This is a genomic window from Pseudomonas sp. MYb185 (assembly GCF_002979975.1).
In the GTDB taxonomy this organism is placed as follows: Bacteria; Pseudomonadota; Gammaproteobacteria; order Pseudomonadales; family Pseudomonadaceae; genus Halopseudomonas.
Genome location: NZ_PCQD01000006.1, coordinates 170,941 through 188,968 on the forward strand (window position 1 = coordinate 170,941; position 18,028 = coordinate 188,968).

18 protein-coding genes are annotated in these 18,028 nt (G+C 64.0%); 12 read left to right on the forward strand and 6 right to left on the reverse strand.

Annotated elements, in window-relative coordinates:
• Window positions 1–117 precede the first annotated feature (117 nt).
• From CQ007_RS11490 to gpmI, 3 genes are all read right to left on the reverse strand, one after another.
• Window positions 118–1,389: a S41 family peptidase gene (locus CQ007_RS11490; RefSeq protein ID WP_105645963.1), complete on the reverse strand. Its 1,272-nt coding sequence runs from the start codon at window positions 1,387–1,389 to the stop codon at window positions 118–120.
• A 114-nt stretch (window positions 1,390–1,503) separates the two neighbouring features.
• A complete protein-coding gene (locus CQ007_RS11495) occupies window positions 1,504–2,700 on the reverse strand; it encodes a murein hydrolase activator EnvC (RefSeq protein ID WP_105645964.1) in 1,197 nt (398 codons plus the stop codon).
• Window positions 2,701–2,710: 10 nt separating this feature from the next.
• Entirely contained in the window at window positions 2,711–4,249 is a 1,539-nt protein-coding gene (gene gpmI, locus CQ007_RS11500; RefSeq protein WP_105645965.1) for a 2,3-bisphosphoglycerate-independent phosphoglycerate mutase, read from the reverse strand.
• Window positions 4,250–4,420: 171 nt separating this feature from the next.
• Between gpmI and CQ007_RS11505 the strand changes: the two genes are divergently transcribed.
• The 6 genes from CQ007_RS11505 to CQ007_RS11530 all read left to right on the forward strand — a co-directional run bounded on the left by CQ007_RS11505 (window position 4,421) and on the right by CQ007_RS11530 (window position 7,443).
• Window positions 4,421–4,843, forward strand: coding sequence for a rhodanese-like domain-containing protein (locus CQ007_RS11505; protein WP_105645966.1), 423 nt, complete (start codon window positions 4,421–4,423; stop codon window positions 4,841–4,843).
• A gap of 1 nt (window position 4,844) precedes the next feature.
• Window positions 4,845–5,099: a glutaredoxin 3 gene (grxC, locus tag CQ007_RS11510; protein ID WP_105645967.1), complete on the forward strand. Its 255-nt coding sequence runs from the start codon at window positions 4,845–4,847 to the stop codon at window positions 5,097–5,099.
• Between the two features lie 43 nt (window positions 5,100–5,142).
• Window positions 5,143–5,637, forward strand: a complete 495-nt coding sequence (gene secB / locus CQ007_RS11515) for a protein-export chaperone SecB (protein ID WP_105645968.1) — start codon at window positions 5,143–5,145, stop codon at window positions 5,635–5,637.
• Window positions 5,638–5,805: 168 nt separating this feature from the next.
• Window positions 5,806–6,321: a disulfide bond formation protein B gene (locus tag CQ007_RS11520; protein WP_105645969.1), complete on the forward strand. Its 516-nt coding sequence runs from the start codon at window positions 5,806–5,808 to the stop codon at window positions 6,319–6,321.
• Window positions 6,322–6,432: 111 nt separating this feature from the next.
• Window positions 6,433–6,921 carry a sigma D regulator gene (gene rsd, locus CQ007_RS11525; protein WP_105645970.1) on the forward strand — a complete coding sequence of 163 codons (489 nt, stop codon included), beginning with the start codon at window positions 6,433–6,435 and terminating at the stop codon, window positions 6,919–6,921.
• A 3-nt stretch (window positions 6,922–6,924) separates the two neighbouring features.
• Entirely contained in the window at window positions 6,925–7,443 is a 519-nt protein-coding gene (locus tag CQ007_RS11530) for an AlgP family protein (RefSeq protein WP_105645971.1), read from the forward strand.
• Window positions 7,444–7,512: 69 nt separating this feature from the next.
• Here CQ007_RS11530 and CQ007_RS11535 read toward each other — a convergent pair whose 3' ends face one another.
• The gene (locus tag CQ007_RS11535; RefSeq protein WP_158256761.1) at window positions 7,513–7,986 is read right to left on the reverse strand and encodes a TIGR02444 family protein; all 474 of its coding nucleotides are present in this window, start codon (window positions 7,984–7,986) and stop codon (window positions 7,513–7,515) included.
• Between the two features lie 34 nt (window positions 7,987–8,020).
• On the opposite strand from CQ007_RS11535, the gene CQ007_RS11540 reads away from it, so the two are divergent.
• Together CQ007_RS11540 and CQ007_RS11545 are read left to right on the forward strand one after the other, a co-directional pair.
• A complete protein-coding gene (locus CQ007_RS11540; protein ID WP_105645973.1) occupies window positions 8,021–9,937 on the forward strand; it encodes an ATP-binding cassette domain-containing protein in 1,917 nt (638 codons plus the stop codon).
• 10 nt (window positions 9,938–9,947) lie between these two features.
• A complete protein-coding gene (locus tag CQ007_RS11545) occupies window positions 9,948–10,403 on the forward strand; it encodes a YaiI/YqxD family protein (protein WP_105645974.1) in 456 nt (151 codons plus the stop codon).
• A 91-nt stretch (window positions 10,404–10,494) separates the two neighbouring features.
• On the opposite strand, the gene CQ007_RS11550 is transcribed toward CQ007_RS11545, so the two are convergent.
• Complete coding sequence (locus CQ007_RS11550) at window positions 10,495–11,091, reverse strand: DUF6436 domain-containing protein (protein WP_105645975.1); 597 nt, start codon at window positions 11,089–11,091, stop codon at window positions 10,495–10,497.
• Window positions 11,092–11,282: 191 nt separating this feature from the next.
• Between CQ007_RS11550 and CQ007_RS11555 the strand changes: the two genes are divergently transcribed.
• From CQ007_RS11555 to ppk1, 3 genes are all read left to right on the forward strand, one after another.
• Complete coding sequence (locus tag CQ007_RS11555) at window positions 11,283–12,515, forward strand: GGDEF domain-containing protein (RefSeq protein ID WP_105645976.1); 1,233 nt, start codon at window positions 11,283–11,285, stop codon at window positions 12,513–12,515.
• 117 nt (window positions 12,516–12,632) lie between these two features.
• On the forward strand, window positions 12,633–13,646 hold the full coding sequence (hemB, locus tag CQ007_RS11560; RefSeq protein WP_105646048.1) for a porphobilinogen synthase: 1,014 nt from the start codon (window positions 12,633–12,635) through the stop codon (window positions 13,644–13,646).
• A 29-nt stretch (window positions 13,647–13,675) separates the two neighbouring features.
• Complete coding sequence (gene ppk1, locus CQ007_RS11565; RefSeq protein WP_105645977.1) at window positions 13,676–15,901, forward strand: polyphosphate kinase 1; 2,226 nt, start codon at window positions 13,676–13,678, stop codon at window positions 15,899–15,901.
• Here ppk1 and ppx read toward each other — a convergent pair.
• The gene (ppx, locus tag CQ007_RS11570) at window positions 15,880–17,385 is read right to left on the reverse strand and encodes an exopolyphosphatase (RefSeq protein WP_105645978.1); all 1,506 of its coding nucleotides are present in this window, start codon (window positions 17,383–17,385) and stop codon (window positions 15,880–15,882) included. The two genes, ppk1 and ppx, sit on opposite strands and share 22 nt — an antisense overlap.
• A 172-nt stretch (window positions 17,386–17,557) precedes the next feature.
• Here ppx and trxA point away from each other — a divergent pair, with 172 nt between their 5' ends.
• The gene (gene trxA / locus CQ007_RS11575; protein ID WP_105645979.1) at window positions 17,558–17,884 is read left to right on the forward strand and encodes a thioredoxin TrxA; all 327 of its coding nucleotides are present in this window, start codon (window positions 17,558–17,560) and stop codon (window positions 17,882–17,884) included.
• The last annotated feature ends 144 nt before the right edge of the window (window positions 17,885–18,028 follow it).

Consider the following 18,028-nt stretch of genomic DNA (forward strand, 5'->3'; position numbering starts at 1 on the left):
TTGTCGAGCGCCTGCTCGACGACAATCTCTCTGCCTGCCGAGAGCTGGCGTAGCGCAGGGGCGCTACACCCCGATCTGCTGCGCGGCCTCGCATCGCCACAGACGGGGTGGGAGCTTTCATCGTGCGCGGGTGATGTTCAGCCCCTTGAGCAGGTTCAAGGCCTGGTTCAGCTGATAGTCGGCTTCACGCTCGGCAGCCTCGCCGGTGGTCGGCTTGCGCAGGGTCGGGCGCTCTTCGCCGTTGATGTTGTTCAGGTGCCCCAGCAGATCCGCCTCGCGGTAGCTCGCCTCCTCGGCGCTGCGGGTCAGTTGGGCCCGTTCCACATGGATGTCCGGCACTATGCCCTGGGCCTGGATCGAGCGACCGCTGGGCGTGTAGTACAGCGCGGTGGTCAACTTCAGGGCGCGATCATTGTTCAGCGGCAGTACCGTCTGCACCGAACCCTTGCCGAAGCTGTCGGTACCCATGATCACCGCCCGACCACGATCCTGCAGGGCACCGGCGACGATCTCCGAAGCGGACGCCGAACCACCATTGATCAGCACCACCAGCGGAATGTCCTTGCCTGGGTTGGCCGCGGTGGCGTTGAAGCGCAGCTCGCTGTTGGCCAGACGCCCCTTGGTGTAGACGATCAGGCCATCGCTGAGGAAGGCATCGGCCACTTCCACGGCGGACTGCAGCACACCGCCGGGGTTGTTGCGCAGGTCCATTACCAGCCCCTTGACCTCGCCCTTCTCGCTCAGGCTTTTCAGGCTGCGGCGTACTTCGTCACCGGTATTGTTCTGGAACTGGGTGATGCGCAGGTAGGCGTAGCCCGGTTCGAGGGTTTCGGTACGTACGCTCCTGACCTTGATCACCGCCCGCTCGAGTTCGACATCGAAGGGTCGGCCGGTGCCGCGCACCAGGGTCAGGGTAATCTTCGAACCGGCCGGTCCGCGCATCCTTTCCACGGCATCCATCAGACTCATGCCCTTGACCGGATGGTCGTCGATCTTGACGATCAGATCACCCGGCTCGATTCCGGCACGGGAGGCCGGTGTGTCATCGATCGGCGAGATGACCTTGATGAAGCCATCCTCCTGCCCGACTTCCAGGCCAAGCCCGCCGAACTGTCCGGTGGTGGTGTCCTGCAGCCCCTGGAAGGCTTCCGGTTCGAGGTAGGCCGAATGCGGGTCCAGCCCTTCGAGCATGCCGCGAATGGCATTCTCCAGCAGGGTGGCATCGTCCACCGGCTCGACATAAGAGGTGCGGATACGCTCCAGCACCTCGGTGAAGGTACGCAATTCATTGAGGGGCAGCGGCGCCGCATCCCTGTCCTGAGCCTGCAGGGGAAGGATGCCGAATACCAGACTCAGGCAGGCGACGGACAATTTACGCACAGCGGTCATCAAAACTCTCCCCACTCGGAACAGGATGCAGCAGCATATCGGCAGCTCCGCCGCAGCGAAACGCCAGCCGACCCCGGCAGCATGACCGAGGGCAGCGGATTTTTCAAAGCATTCTCAGCTGGAAAGCATACACCAGGCGGCCGGGTCGAGTGGTTGGCCCCGATGGCGGATGGAGAAATACAGCGCCGCCTCACCCTGCCCGCCACTACTACCGACTGTGGCGATGGCCTCCCCCGGCTGCACCCAGCTGCCGACTTCGCGCAGCAGGCTCTGGTTATGCCCGTACAGGCTCAGGTAGCCGTTGCCGTGGTCGAGGATCAGCAGCAGGCCGGAGCCCCGCAGCCAGTCGGCGAACACCACCCGGCCGCCATGGATCGCATGCACCTGGGCGCCCTCGCGGGCACCGATCAGCAAGCCGTCCCACTTGAGTCGGGAGTCAGAGCCGCGCTGGCTGCCAAAGCGCGCCTTGAGCTGCCCCTGGACCGGCAGCGGCAGCTTGCCCTTGGCCTGGGCGAACGGCAGGCTGCCGGCCGGCGTCGGAATGCTGGTGATGGCCTCGTCGAGTTTCTTGATCAGGGCCGCCAGCTCCGCGCGCTCGGCCTCACGACTGCTGATCTGCTGCTGTTGCGTTTGGCTGCGGCCACGCAGGCTGGCCAGCACCTCGGTACGTTTGTCCTGCTCGGCCTGCATCTCGCGCTGACGCGACGCCAGGGTCTGGCGGTCCCGCTGCAGCGTACTCTGCTGCTCGGCGATCTGTGAGCTGGCGGTGCGGATCTGCTCGATGGTCTGGGTATAGCGCGAGATTTCCTCCACCCGCGCCCGGTTCACGTCACCGTAATACCTCAGCATGCGTGCCACCCGCGCCGGATCGTCCTGATTCAAGACCATTTTCAGATAGTCCTGGCGTCCAGCCATGTAGGCTGCACGCACCTGTCTGGCAATCTGTTCCTGCTGGGCTTCGAGTGCCGCCTGCAGCTGTTCGGCCTGCTGGCGCAGGTCCTGCAGACGGGTTTCGCCTTCCTGTATCTGCTGTTCGATCTCACCGCTTTCCCGGCGCAGACGGCCGATCTCGCTCTCGCTTTTCTTGAGCTCGCCCTCCAGGCCGGACATCTCCTGCTTGAGCGTACCCAGCAGCTTCTTCAGACGGCCGATTTCCTGCTCGGTCTGCTTCAGCTCGGCACGCGCCGCCGTGGCGTCGGCCGGTTGCTGCGCCGATGCCGGCAGCGCCCCCACGGCCAGTAGCACAGACAGCAGCGCAGCGGCGCAACGGGCCACTGCGCGTGACCTGCCGATCCCCCGGCACAGACGCATGGGCCGCGGCTCAGGCATGCAAGGTGAGGATCGAGCGGCCGGTCATCTCGGCCGGCTGCGCCAACCCGAGCAGGGTCAGCATGGTGGGTGCCACATCGGAGAGAATGCCGCCATCGCGCATGCTCACCTTGCGTGGCCCGACATAGACGAAGGGGACCGGCTCGCAGGTGTGCGCGGTGTGGGCCTGGCCGGTGCTGCTGTCGGCCATCTGCTCGACGTTGCCATGATCGGCGGTGATCAGCGCTTCGCCGCCGACCTTGGCCAGGGCCGTCTCGATACGACCGATGCAATGGTCCAGGCATTCCACCGCCTTGACCGCGGCGTCGAACACGCCGGTATGACCGACCATGTCGCCGTTGGCGTAGTTGACGATGATGGCATCGTAACGCTGCTGCTCGATCGCCTCGACAATGCGGTCGGTCACTTCCGGCGCACTCATCTCCGGCTGCAGGTCATAGGTAGCGACCTTGGGCGAGGGAATCAGGATGCGCTCTTCACCCTCGAACGGCTCCTCGCGGCCCCCGGAGAAGAAGAAGGTGACGTGGGCGTACTTTTCGGTTTCGGCGATGCGCAGCTGGGTCTTGCCCTGACTGGCCAGGTATTCGCCCAGCACGTTGTCCAGGGATGAGGGCGGGAAGGCGCATGGTGCCGGAATATCCGCCGCATACTGGGTGAGCATCACGTAACCGGCCATGTGCAGCGGGCGCTGGCGGGCAAAGCCGGCGAAGTCCGGCTGTACGAAGGCGCGGGTCAGCTCGCGGGCACGGTCGGCACGGAAGTTCATGAACACCACCGCATCGCCATCTTCCACCCGCACCGGCTCGCCGATTACCGTGGCCTTGACGAATTCATCGCTTTCACCGCGGGCGTAGGCAGCTTCCAGGCCAGCCTCGGCGGTGGCGGCACGAAACTCCCCCTGGCCTTCGGTGATCAGGTTGTAGGCGGCTTCGACCCGCTCCCAGCGATTGTCCCGATCCATGGCGAAATAGCGACCGATGAGCGAGGCAGTGCGACCCTTGCCCAGGCGCTGGTAGGCCTGTTCGAGCAACGCCAGCGACGGGGCGGCGCTTTTCGGTGGTGTATCGCGACCATCGAGAAAGGCATGCACATGAATCTGCTCGGCACCGCGGCGCGCGGCCAGCTCGACCATGGCGACCAGTTGCTCCTCATGGCTATGCACCCCACCCGGCGACAGCAGCCCCATGATATGCACGGCACGGCCAGCCTGCACCGCCTGGTCGACCGCCTGGCAGATGATGGCATTGTCGAAGAACTCGCCGTCGGCGATGGCCTTGGTGACCCGGGTGAAGTCCTGATACACCACGCGCCCGGCACCCAGGTTCATGTGGCCGACCTCGGAATTACCCATCTGCCCGTCCGGCAGGCCGACATCCATGCCCGAACCGGACACCAACGTACGCGGTGCGTTCGCCCACAGACGGTCCCAGACGGGGGTGTTGGCGGCCATGATGGCATTGGATTCGGGCGACTCGCTGTATCCGAAGCCATCCAGAATCATCAATACCACGGGTTTGGGAGCTACTGTCATCCGATTAACTCACTGTATAGAAGAGGCAAGGGAATGCGCTGCCGTGCCGCGGCAGGCGTGCTGCCGCCAGTTTACTTGCCCGGCACCGGCATGTCATGCATGGCGGAGGTTCTGCCACATGGCCGGGCTGTGTATACTGGCGGGCTTCAACGGTTCCGGAAGCATACATCCATGCAGTTTCTACAGCACCTTATCGAATTCATAGGCAACCATTATTGGCTTACCACCGCCTTTCTGGTGGTACTTGCGCTGTTGATCATCACCGAAGGCCGCAAGGCCGGCAAAGCCATCACCACCCAGCAGGCCACGGCATTGATCAACCGCGAGCATGCCCTGGTGGTGGATATACGTCCGAAGAAAGACTACGCCGCTGGCCATATCGTCGACTCGATCAATATTCCGTTGGACAGTTTCGCCACGCGCATGGTCGAACTGGAGAAGCACAAGGACAAGCCCATCATTCTGGTATGCGCCAATGGCCAGAATGCCGGGCCCAGTTCCAAGCAACTCAAGGCCGCAGGCTACAAGCAGGTAAACCGGCTGGCACATGGCATCGGCGGCTGGCGCTCGGACAACCTGCCCCTGGTTAAATGACATGGCTGACATCACCATCTACAGCAGCAACTACTGCCCGTTCTGCATTCGTGCCAAACAACTGCTTGGCAGCAAGGGCGCCAGGTACAACGAAATCAACGTTGACGGCAGACCCGACGTGCGCGCGGAAATGGCGCGCCTGGCGGGCCGCACCTCGGTGCCACAGATCTGGATCGGCGACACCCATGTCGGCGGCTGCGATGATCTGATAGCACTGGAACGCTCTGGCAAACTGGATACAATGCTGGCAGGCTGAATGCCTGCGATCACAAGACCACTGGAACCAACAAGGACCGAACATGGCCGACGAGCAACAGAGCAACGCAACCGCCAATGGCGCACAGGGCAACCAGCCGCAGGTGCAGTTCAACCTGCAGCGCATCTACGTCAAGGACCTCTCCTTCGAGTCGCCGAAAGCACCGGCGGTATTCCAGAGCCAGTGGAACCCCCAGGTCAATCTGGACCTCAATACCCGGCATACCCAGTTGCAGGATGGCATCTATGAAGTGGTGCTGAGCCTGTCCGCCACCGTGACCAATGGCGAGGAAGACGTCACCTTCATCGCCGAAGTGCAGCAGGCCGGCATCTTCGCCATCAACGGACTGGATGAGGGCGGCATGCGCCACACCCTCGGCGCCTTCTGCCCGAACATCCTGTTCCCCTATGCCCGTGAAGCCATCGACAACCTGGTGCTGCGCGGCAGCTTCCCTCCCCTGATGATGGCACCGGTCAACTTCGATGCCCTGTTCGCCCAGGCCGAGCAGCGCCGCGTCGCCGAGACCGCCGAGGCCTGAGGGGGCCTACCCGAAACTCCGTCATCCTCGGCCTGCGCCGAGGATGACGGAGTTTGGAAGAAGCCGTTCGGGAATAGGAGCGGCCGAGTGTCCATCGGTTGGTGCTTGTCAGCCTCCCTTTGCATCAACTAAGGTATTCGACCGCTCTCCCGGCCAATGGATGTACGCATGACCCTGCCTGCTTCACGCCCGCTGTACCTGTTTGCCTTTATCGCCTGCGTTCTGCTGCTGGCTGCGGCGTACTACATGGAATATGTGATGGGGCTGCAGCCCTGCCCGCTGTGCATCGTGCAGCGTTTCGCCTTCCTCCTCATCGGCCTCACCTGCCTGGCAGCGGTATTGCACAACCCCCAGCCCAGGCCCGGCCGCAAGCGCAGCCGCGCTGCCCGTGCCTATGCCGTCGGCGTTACTCTGCTGGCCGTCTTCGGCGGTGCCACCGCCAGCCGGCAGATCTGGCTGCAGCATCAGCCCGCCGACCAGTTGCCGTCCTGCCTGCCCAGCCTCGACTACATGATCGATGTGCTGCCGATGATGGAAATGCTTACCCTGCTGTTCAGCGGTACCGCCGACTGCGCCAAGGTGACCTGGACCTTCCTTGGCCTGAGCATCGCCGAGTGCACCCTGCTGGCATTCATCGGCTTCGCCCTGTTCGGACTGGTGCAACTGCTGCGCCGCGAGGACTGATCCACCCTGCCGGTCACCATGCTTGATACCACAGCACGGACTAGCCTATTCTGTTGCCTCCACGGGAACAGCTATCCCAATCCCGGCTCACAAGGCAAGAAGAGGTGGATCATGCTGGAAAAGTGCAAAACAGCTCAGGAACGCTGGGGCGGAGTAGACAAGCTCATCGACCGCTGGCTGGCTGAACGCCAGGTGCTCGTGGATCATTACACCGCCCTGCGTGACCGCACAGACCCGGCCATCAGTACCCGGCAATATCTCAACAATTTCTGCAGTGCCCTGCTCGATTATGTGTCGGCAGGGCATTTTTCCGTCTATGAGCAACTGGTACGCGGCGCCGAGGAAGCCGGCGACGAACGCGCCCTGGACCTGATGGCGCAGGTGATGCCACGCATCGAGACGATCACCCAGTTCGCGGTCATCTTCAACGACTATTACGGCGCGCAGAACACCCGCGTGCTCAAGGAAGATGTCATGCATTCACGCCTGCTGAAGATGGGCGGTCTGCTGCTCGAGCGCTTTGAACTGGAAGACTGTCTGATCGAAGTGCTACACAACGCCTATCGCAGCAATCATTGCGTTACCGAGACGATGGAGTGATCCGTGACTGGTAAAACCGAAGACAAGCAAACCGCCCGGGTACAGACACCGCTCCACCTGCTGCAGGTACTGACGCGCACGCTCAACGAGCATCTGGCCGAGGCCTGCAGCCAGGCGGAAACCGATGCCCAGAAGGCGCTGGACAAGCTCGATCGCGAACATGCCAAGCTGCAGGACAAGCTCGACCAGGCACAGCAGAAACTTGCGGAGGCCGACACCGAAGCCAGCGGCAAGCCGGCGGACAAACTGCGCAGCAAGGTAGACGAACTGACAGCCGAGATGGCCGCCCTGAGCCAGTCGCGCAGCGATGCCCAGGACTACATCCGACAATTGCAGAGCGATGTGCGCCAGACCCTGCGGCTGGCCAAGGGGCTGGATCGTATCGACCTGCAGGTCACCCAGGCCATTGAAAAACGCAATGACCCGGCAGCGGCGAGCAAGCCCGCCAAGCGCCCGCCGCAGCGGCGCTCACGCAGCAGGAAACCGGCTGCCCCGCCTGCTCCGGCCGAGACCGAGGTCTGACCCGACCTCGCCCCCGCGTACCCACCTGATACGCCGCTGGCCGGGATGGAACCCGGCCTTCCACTGCCTTCATTCCCCGAGCATCTGCCCTGCCCCGGTCGCAGCGCTGACCAGTGACTCCAGCCGCAGGTCCTGCAACCCGTCGCAGCACATCGCCAGGTGCGCCCGGGTGCAGTCCAGTGGCGTCTCCGCTGGGCTGCTATCCAGCTGCAGACACAACCGTTCAAGACGTTCCAACTGATGCCACTCGGCGGCCAGCTCGCATTCCTTGACCCGGGCATACAGCGCCGCCGCTTGCTGATCAGTCGCCAGGGTCCGGCGCACCTGACGCAGCGGCTCGATCACCTGCTGCCGCCAGGGTGCCTGGAGCGCCTGCAGTGATCGCCACAACTGGGCATCGGCCGGCACCTTGCGCTGCCCCAGCCAGCAGGCCGTGAGCAGCAGCAATACATCCTGGCCGGCCTCGTCCTGCAGGCCCAGCAGCAACGTCTGCATGCCGGGCCGGGCGTACAGCCAGCCGGCATAATCGCTCAACCCAGTCATCGCTTCTCCTTTTGACACTGATATACTCCGCGCCATGATAAAGATCGACTCCCTGACCCTGCAACGCGGCCCGTTGCGTCTGCTGGACAACGCCAGCCTGACCCTGCACCCGGGCCAGAAAGCCGGCCTGCTCGGCACCAACGGTGCCGGCAAATCCAGCCTGTTCGCCCTGCTGCGCGGCGAACTGACGCCCGACGCCGGCGATTGCTCATTGCCGCCGGACTGGCGCATCGCCCACATGCGTCAGGAAATCGATGACCTGCAGCGGATCGCCGTGGATTATGTGCTGGATGGCGATCAGCGCCTGCGGCAGATCCAGCAGCGTCTGGCCGCTGCCGAACAGCAGCAGGACGCTGCCCAGCTTGGCACTCTGTATGCTGAACTGGAAGCCCATGATGGCTTCAGCGCCGACAGCCGGGCACGCACCCTGCTGGCCGGACTGGGTTTCAGCTCGGCCCAGTGCGAAACCCGCGTCGGCGACTTCTCCGGTGGCTGGCGGATGCGTCTGAACCTGGCCCAGGCCCTGATGTGCCCCTCCGACCTGTTGCTGCTCGACGAGCCGACCAACCACCTGGACCTGGACGCCATCCTGTGGCTGGAGGAATGGCTGCGCAGTTACCAGGGTACCTTGCTGTTGATTTCCCACGACCGCGACTTCCTGGATGCGGTGGTCGAGCATATCGTGCATGTGGAGTCACGCAAGCTGACACTGTATCGCGGTGGCTACAGCCAGTTCGAACGGACCCGGGCCGAGCGCCTGAGCCAGCAGCAGGCGGCGTTCGACAAGCAGCAGGCCCAGCGCGAGCACATGCAGAAGTACATTGCCCGGTTCCGCGCCCAGGCGACCAAGGCACGCCAGGCGCAGAGCCGGCTCAAGGCGCTGGAACGCATGGAGCTGCTGAGCCCGGCACATATCGACTCGCCATTCAACTTCAGCTTCCGCGAGGCCGACAATCAGTCCGATCCGCTGCTCGACCTGCGTGAGGGCGTGCTCGGCTACAACGGCTCGGCGGTGCTGCGGGACGTCAAGCTGCAGCTGGCGCCGGGAGCCCGTATCGGCGTACTCGGCCCCAACGGCGCCGGCAAGTCCACCCTGATCAAGACCCTGGCCGGTACCCTGCCATTGATCGGCGGCGAGCTGAACACCGGCGAGCATCTGGCGATCGGCTATTTCGCGCAGCACCAGCTCGACAGCCTCGATCCGCAGGCCAGCCCGCTGCTGCATCTGGCGCGCCTGGCGCCACAGGTGCGTGAGCAGGAGCTGCGCAATTTCCTTGGCGGCTTCGATTTTCATGGCAGCCGCGCCGAGGAGCCGGTACTGCACTTCTCCGGTGGCGAGAAGGCGCGTCTGGCACTGGCACTGATCGCCTGGCAGAAGCCCAACCTGTTGCTGCTCGACGAACCCACCAACCATCTGGACATGGAGATGCGCCATGCCCTGACCATGGCGCTGCAGAACTTCGAAGGCGCCATGCTGCTGGTATCCCACGACCGGGCATTGATCCGCGATACCACCGATGAGCTGTGGCTGGTGGCCGATGGCAAGCTGAGCAGCTATGAACAGGACCTGGACAGCTATACCCGCTGGCTCGCCCAGTTCCGCCAGCAGCAGGCCAGTCTGGCCGCTGGCAGCGAGGCGACCAGCGCCGGTCCCAAGGTCGACGCCAGGGCCCAGCGCCGCCTGGCCGCCGAACAGCGCCAGCGTCTGGCACCACTGAAGAAGACCGCCGACCGGCTGGAACAGCAGTTGGACAGCGCCCAGCAGCAGATGGCCGGCATCGAGGCTGCCCTGGCCGATAACGCGCTGTACAGCGATGCCCAGCGCGATCGCCTCAAGCAGTTGCTGGCCGACCAGGCTGCCTGCCGCCAGCGTATCGATGAGCTGGAAATGCAGTGGCTCGAAGCCCACGAAGCGCTGGAGCAGTTGCAGGCGCAGCTGTCCGAAGCCTGAGGAGACCATCATGACCCTGTGGATCGACGCCGACGCCTGCCCCCGCCCGGTACGCGAGATCATGCTGCGCGCCGCCCAGCGCCGGCAACTGCAACTGGTGCTGGTGGCCAACAGCCCGCTGGGCCTGGCGGCGGCGCCCGGCGTCCGCCAGGTAGTGGTACCCGGCGGCGCGGATGAAGCCGACCATTACATCATCGAGCATGCGCAACCCGGTGACCTGGTAGTGACTGCGGATATTCCCCTGGCGGATGGACTGGTAAGGCGCAGTATCACCGCGATCAACCCGCGGGGCGAGATCTACGACAAGGGCAGCATCGGCGAACGTCTGGCCGTGCGCAATCTGATGGACGAGCTGCGCGGTGCAGGTCTGGCCGGACGCAGCGGTCCGGCCCCCTACAGCGACAAGGACAAGCAGGCCTTCGCCAATGCCCTGGACCGCCTGCTGGCCCGGGGGCTGGGCAAGTAGCCGTCATGGCTCCGTGGATTGCCGCGCCCTTCGGGCTCGCAATGACCGTTCAGCCACACCTGACCGCACAGTATTCATTCTGCCCCCTGCGTCATTGCGAGCCCGAAGGGCGCGGCAATCCAGCACTCTTGCGCCCGAACGCCTGATCATCCAGCTCGCACAGGCAGGCCAATGTATCCTGGCGGGTAATGTTCACCGCCCGCCCCTGTAGCAGTGCCTGCAGCACCGGCTCGACGAAGCTGCTGTCCTTGTTGCAGCTGGCCCCATCACTGTAAGGACCAACATAGGCCAATTGCCCCTGGGCATCCCAGATAGCCACCGAGGGGCCGCCCGGCCAGTCGACCCATTCCCCGGGCAATAGCCAATGCGGCAGCTCGGTGAGAATGTCGCCGCGACCACCCGGCAGGCTGCCAGCCCGTGCAAAGCGTACACCCTGGGCGCTGAAGCGTTGCGTCATCTCACTGATGTAGGCTTCATGCCCGGCATTGCATGGGCAATCGGCTTGCCATACATGCACCACCTGGATCTGCCCCGGCGAGAAGGGTCCCTGGACACCCGCTCCCTGGAAATACGCCGGCCGCTCGAAGGTCGTGGCATGCCGACCATCGAACCACCACCAGGCCCAGGCCAGCCCCGCCGCCCAGACCATCGCCAGAGACACCAGCAGCACACGCTGCCAATTACCCATAAACACCTCTCTTCATCACACCCGCCGCGGCCTGCAGCCCCATAGCGGCGCAAGGCCATGAAGGTTCTGCCAACCTCCGCACATCCTGCACAGGTTGCGCTTTAATCTGTAGTACGGGCGCATTAGTCTCACTGGTCACGCAGGAGAACTGGTGCCAGTCCGCGCAGCCGGACGAGGATGGACCCCGCCATATGCAAACCGAGCTGAATACATTTTCCCTGGCCCTCGCGCTGGTGCTGGTCACCCTCGGCATGACCCTGGTGCTGATCATGGCTGCCTGGCATTCGGGCAGCGAGAAGGGCCTGCGGCACTGGGCGCTGGGCAACCTCGCCCTGACCATGGGCCTGGTATTGAACATCAGCCAGGGTCTGTTGCACCACAGCATCTCGCAGATTCTGGCCACTGGGCTGATGGTATTGGGCCTGGGTGTCATCTGGCTCGGCGTGCGCGCCTTCAAGGGGCTCAACCAGCCGCAGGCCGGGCCGATCCTGGCTGCGCTGCTGGTCATGCTGGTGCTCGGGCACCTGCATTACGTACAGGACAGCGCCGCGGCCCGCCTGACCATCACCGCTATCTGCCTGGGTGCGCTGTGCCTGCTCTCTGCCCGGGAACTGCTGGTGCCGGCCCTCGCGCCACTGCATCGCGCCTACTGGTTCACTGGCGGCATCATGCTGCTCAGTGGCATGGGTCTGTTGTTGCGCGCCGTTGCCGGCTTCCAGGGTCTGCTGCAGGATTATGCCGCTACCAGCCGTGCGCTGCACAATACCACCTTGCTGGGGGTGATGATGGCACAGATCGGCATGGCCGGTGGTTTCATCCTGATGACCCACTACCGTACCATCATGGCCCTGCAGCAACTGTCCGAGCATGATGCACTGACCGGCACTCTGAATCGCCGCAGCATGCACGACCAGGCCCAGGGATTGCTGGACGCCACCCTGCAGCGGGGGCTGCCGGCGACCTTGATCATGGTCGACGCCGATCACTTCAAGCGCATCAACGATGAATTCGGCCACCAGACCGGCGACGCCGTGCTCTGCCATCTGGTGACCCGCATTCGCCTGCACATGCGCGCCGGCGACCTGCTGGGGCGCTTCGGCGGCGAGGAGTTCGTACTGTTACTGCCCGGCCTCGACGTGCGCGACGCTGGCGAGGTGGCCGAGCGCATCCGCCTGGCGGTCAACAGCCATACCGACAGCATCTCCGACCAGCCGGTGGCGCTCAGCATCAGCCTGGGCGTGGCTGGTTCCGACCTCTACGGGCATGACTATACCGCCCTGGTAGCCGCCGCCGATGCCGCGCTGTACCGGGCCAAGGCACTGGGCCGCAACCGTGTCGAGGTGTGCTGCGAGGCTGATGCCGGCCTGCGCGACAAGATGGCCCTACGTTTACTGTCTCAATTCCGTCATAATCTCGACGTATAAGGAAGGCCTGGGCATTCGCCGGGCTGGAGCAACGTCCTCCGTTCACCCCAACGCCGCCGGAGCCCCCGGTCTTCCGTTCCACCACTCAGACCGGTGTCCGACACCCTGGGAGCCACAGTGAATTTTCAACCCGCCAATCGCCCCTTTCCCCTGTCCCGCATGCGCCGCTCGCGCAAGGATGACTTTTCCCGCCGCCTGATGCGCGAAAGTCGCCTGAGTACCGATGACCTGATCTATCCGGTATTCGTGCTCGAAGGCAGCCAGCAACGCGAGGCGGTGGCATCCATGCCAGGTATCGAGCGGCTGTCCATCGACCTGCTGCTGGAAGAAGCCGCGGAGTTGGTCGAGCTGGGCATTCCAGCGGTGGCGCTGTTCCCGGTGACTCCGGCCACGGCCAAATCGCTGGACGCAGCCGAAGCATGGAACCCGGAGGGTCTCGCCCAGCGCGCCGTCCGCGCCCTGAAACAGCATTTCCCGGAGCTGGGGGTGATCACCGATGTCGCCCTGGACCCCTTCACAACCCATGGCCAGGACGGCATTATCGATGAGCACGGCTATGTGCTGAACGACATCACCGTCGAGGCCCTGGTCAAGCAGGCCCTGTCACACGCCGATGCCGGCGCCGACGTGGTGGCACCGTCGGACATGATGGACGGACGCATCGGTGCGATCCGCACGGCACTGGAGGCCGCAGGGCATATCAACACGCGGATCCTGGCCTATTCGGCCAAGTACGCCAGTGCCTACTATGGCCCGTTCCGCGATGCCGTCGGCTCGGCAGGCAACCTCGGCAAGGCCGACAAGGCCACCTACCAGATGGACCCGGCCAACAGTGACGAGGCCCTGCATGAAGTGGCCCAGGACCTGTCCGAAGGTGCCGACATGGTGATGGTCAAGCCGGGCATGCCCTATCTGGACATCGTGCGTCGGGTCAAGGATGTACACAAGGTACCCACCTTCGTCTACCAGGTCAGCGGCGAATACGCCATGCACCAGGCAGCGATCGCCAATGGCTGGCTCAGCGAGGCGGTGATCATGGAATCGTTAACGGTGATCAAGCGGGCCGGCGCCGACGCCATTCTCACCTATTATGCAAAACACGCCGCCCGGCAACTGCGCGGGCGGGGGTAATCAGGGCTTACTGCCCCCTAGAGGACACCATGCGGGACACTGACAACGCGCCTGAACTGCACATCGATACTTCCACCACGCAGCCGGATGACAGTCCTGCCGCAACCCGCAACCAGGTGTCCGCCGTACCGGCCGTTGTCGCCGCGCCGGAGCCGGTCGAAATCCCGGTGCCGACGCTGGATGCGCCCGAGCTGTATATCCATCGCGAGCTGTCACAGCTGCAATTCAATATCCGCGTGCTGGAGCAGGCACTGGACGAGTCCTATCCGCTGCTGGAACGGCTCAAGTTCCTGCTGATCTTCTCCAGCAACCTGGATGAGTTCTTCGAGATCCGCGTGGCAGGGCTGAAGAAGCAGATCACCTTCGCCCGCGAGCAGACCGGCCCGGATGGCCTGCAACCCCAGCAGGTGTTGAGCAAGATCAGCGAGCTCGCCCACCAGCAGGTGAATCGTCAGTATTCGATCCTCAACGATATCCTGCTGCCGGCACTGGCCAGGGAGAAGATCCGCTTCGTTCGGCGGCGGCAGTGGACCTACAAGCAGACCTTGTGGGTGCGGCGCTTCTTCCGCAACGAGATCGCACCGATCATCAGCCCGATCGGCCTGGACCCGACCCACCCGTTCCCGCTGCTGGTGAACAAGAGCCTGAACTTCATCGTCCAGCTCGAGGGCATCGACGCCTTCGGCCGGGATAGCGGCCTGGCGATCATTCCGGCACCACGCTCGTTGCCGCGGCTGATCCGCATCCCCGATGAGCTGTGCGATGACGGTGACAACTTCGTGTTCCTGTCGTCAATGATCCACGCCCATGCCGACGACCTGTTCCCCGGCATGAAGGTGCTCGGCTGCTACCAGTTCCGCCTGACCCGCAACGCCGATCTGATCGTCGATCCCGACGAGGTCGACGATCTGGCCCGCGCCCTGCGCGGCGAGCTGCTGTCACGCCGCTATGGCGATGCGGTGCGCCTGGAGGTGGCCGACAACTGTCCCAAGCCGCTGGCGGAGTTTCTGCTCAAGCAGTTCGGCCTGAGCGAATCGGAGCTGTACGAGGTCAACGGGCCGGTCAACCTGACCCGACTGTTTTCCATCACCGGCCTGGACAACCATCCCGAGCTGCAGTTTCCGCCGTTCAGCCCGGGCATTCCCAAACTGCTGTCCAGCGCCGACAACCTGTTCCAGGCCATCCGCAAGCAGGACATTCTGCTGCTGCATCCCTATGAGTCCTTCAGCCCGGTGGTGGACCTGCTGCGTCAGGCAGCCCAGGACACCAACGTGCTGGCGATCAAGCAGACGCTGTACCGTACCGGAGCCAACTCGGAGATCGTCAATGCGCTGGTCGAGGCGGCGCGCAACGGCAAGGAAGTCACCGTGGTGATCGAACTGCGTGCGCGCTTCGACGAGGAGTCCAACCTGCAGCTGGCCAGCCGCCTGCAGCAGGCCGGTGCGGTAGTGATCTACGGCGTGGTCGGCTTCAAGACCCACGCCAAGATGATGCTGATCCTGCGCCGCGAGGATAACGACCTGCGCCGCTACGTGCATATGGGCACCGGCAACTACCATGCTGGCAATGCGCGCCTGTACACCGACTACAGCATCCTGACCTCGGATTTGGCCATGACCGAGGACGTGCACAAGCTGTTCAACCAGTTGATCGGCATGGGCAAGGCCCAGCGCATGAAGAAGTTGTTGCAGGCCCCCTTCACGCTGAAGCGGCGCCTGCTCGAGCTGATCAACCGCGAGACCCTGGCGGCCCAGGCCGGCAAGCCGGCGCACATCATCGCCAAGGCCAACGCGCTGACCGACGCCAAGATCATCAAGGCGCTGTACAAGGCCTCCCAGGCCGGGGTCAAGGTCGACCTGATCATCCGCGGCATGTGCTGCCTGCGCCCCGGCATTCCGGGGGTGTCGCACAATATCAGCGTACGCTCGGTGATCGGGCGCTTCCTCGAGCACAGCCGGGTGTACTATTTCCTGCACGAGGGGCAGGAGCAGGTGTGGATGTCCAGTGCGGACATGATGGAGCGCAACCTCGACAAGCGCGTCGAGACCTGCTTCCCGCTGGAAGGCAAGAAACTGGTCACGCGCGCCAAGCAGGAGCTGCAGGTACACCTCAGCGACAATACCCACGCCTGGATACTGCAGCCCGACGGCAGTTACCTGCGCAGCACGCCGACCGGCAACCAGAACCCCCGCAGCGCGCAGGGCACGCTGCTGGAGAAACTGGCCAGTTCACCTCAGCGTACCGTCAACCTGTAACCGATCTTCGCCCAGTATTGCGCTTCCTGGGCGAAATCAGCCTGGGTCAGTGGGTTTTCCTCCAGCCAGCCCGGCGGGAAGCGCAGCGTCATGCCCTGCTCATCGGCCTCGGCTTCCAGCTCCGGCATCTCCTGATAGCCGCGGATATGGTGATAGAGGATGGCCAGCCGCAGCAGCATGCACAGCCGGCGCAGCGGTGGGCCGTCCTCACCGAGTTCGGCCATGCGCTCCTCGCCGGGCAGGTTGCGCCGGTGGCCGCGGACCAGCAGCGCCATCGATTGCTGCTCCTGACGGGAAAACCCCGGCAGGTCGGCATGCTCGATCAGATAGGCACCGTGCTTGTGATACTGGCTGTGGGCGATGTCCAGCCCCACCTCGTGCACCCGCGCGGCCCAGCGCAGCAGATCGGCCTGCTTGCTGTCGGTCAGCCCCCAGGGCTCGGCCACCCGCTGCAGCAGGCTCAGCGCCTTGTGCTCGACCCGGGCCGCCTGTTCCTGATCGACATGGCTGCGCTCGGCCAGCGCCGACAGGGTGCGCTCGCGCACATCCTCATGCTGCTGCCGGCCGAGCAGTTCGTAGAGCACGCCCTCACGCAGCGCCCCCTCGGAATGCGTCATGCACTGCACATTGAGTGCGTCGAACAGCGCTTCGAGAATGGCCAGTCCGGAGGGCAATACCGCCCGCCGCTCGGTCTTGAGCCCGGACAGGTTCAGCTTGTCCACATGGCCGGCCTTGAGCACCTTGCGCTTGAGCCATTGCACGCCCTCACGAGTGATCTCGCCATTGCCCAGGCCGGCACTGCGGATGCACTGGCCGATGCTGCGGATGGTGCCGGATGCGCCCACCGCTTCCTGCCAGCCCAGGCGCTGGATGCCCTGCTCGATCTGCATCAGCTCCAGCCGGGCGGCGGTATAGGCCTGGGCATAGCGTGAGGCGGAAATGCGCCCATCGGGGAAGAACTGCCGGCCAAAGGACACGCAGCCGATATGCAGGCTCTCGCGCAGCAAGGACTCGAAGCGCTCGCCGATGATGAACTCGGTACTGCCGCCGCCGATGTCCACCACCAGCCGTTTGCCGTCGTCGTCGGCCAGGGTATGGGCCACCCCCAGGTAGATCAGCCGGGCCTCTTCACGCCCGGAAATCACCTCCACGCGGTGGCCGATGATCTGCTTGGCCTGCTGGATGAATACCGCGCGGTTGCGCGCCACGCGCAGCGTATTGGTCGCCACGATACGCACCGCTCCGGCGGGCAGGCCATTGATCAGCTGGGCAAAGCGCCGCAGGCAATCCAGGCCCCGCTGCATGGCTTCCTCGCTGAGGTTGTCCTGCTCATCCAGGCCCGCCGCCAGTTGCACTTTCTCGCCGAGCCGTTCGAGTATCCGTATCTCACCGTGGTCCACCCGAGCCAGCACCATGTGGAAACTGTTGGACCCCAGGTCTATGGTCGCCACCAGCGGAAAATCCGTGTGTTCTGTCTGCGCCATGCACTTCCCCTATCTGTCGTGCGGGAATTCTACCCCCCTGGGCCGCCAGTGTCCGCCTCGTGCGACAAATTGCGCGATCGAATGCCGGTTTATCGCGCGTTTCACACTTGCGCAGGGGGATGCTATCATCCGTCCCATCTGCATCTAGCGAACCTTTTCCGTGGAGAAACTCATGAGTGATTTGATCGTGCATGTCACCGACGGCAGCTTCGAAGCTGAAGTGCTGAAGGCCGACGGCCCTGTCCTGGTCGACTACTGGGCTGAATGGTGTGGCCCGTGCAAGATGATAGCCCCGGTCCTGGATGACATTGCCCGCGACTACGAAGGCAAGCTCAAGATCTGCAAGCTGAACATCGACGAGAATACCGAAACCCCGCCAAAGTACGGTGTCCGCGGCATTCCCACCCTGATGCTGTTCAAGGACGGCAATGTCGAAGCCACCAAGGTGGGCGCCCTGTCCAAGTCCCAGCTGGCGGCGTTTCTCGACAGCAATATCTGATATCTGATGCATCCCCAGCCCGCTGGGGATGCATTTTCTTGGTCACAGATGTAGACGGCGCCGCGCAGCGGTGCTAGATTTGCTTTCCAACTCCCTGTCGCACCCTGCGGCAACTGGCTTCCCTACTTGCCAAACCATCGCCCC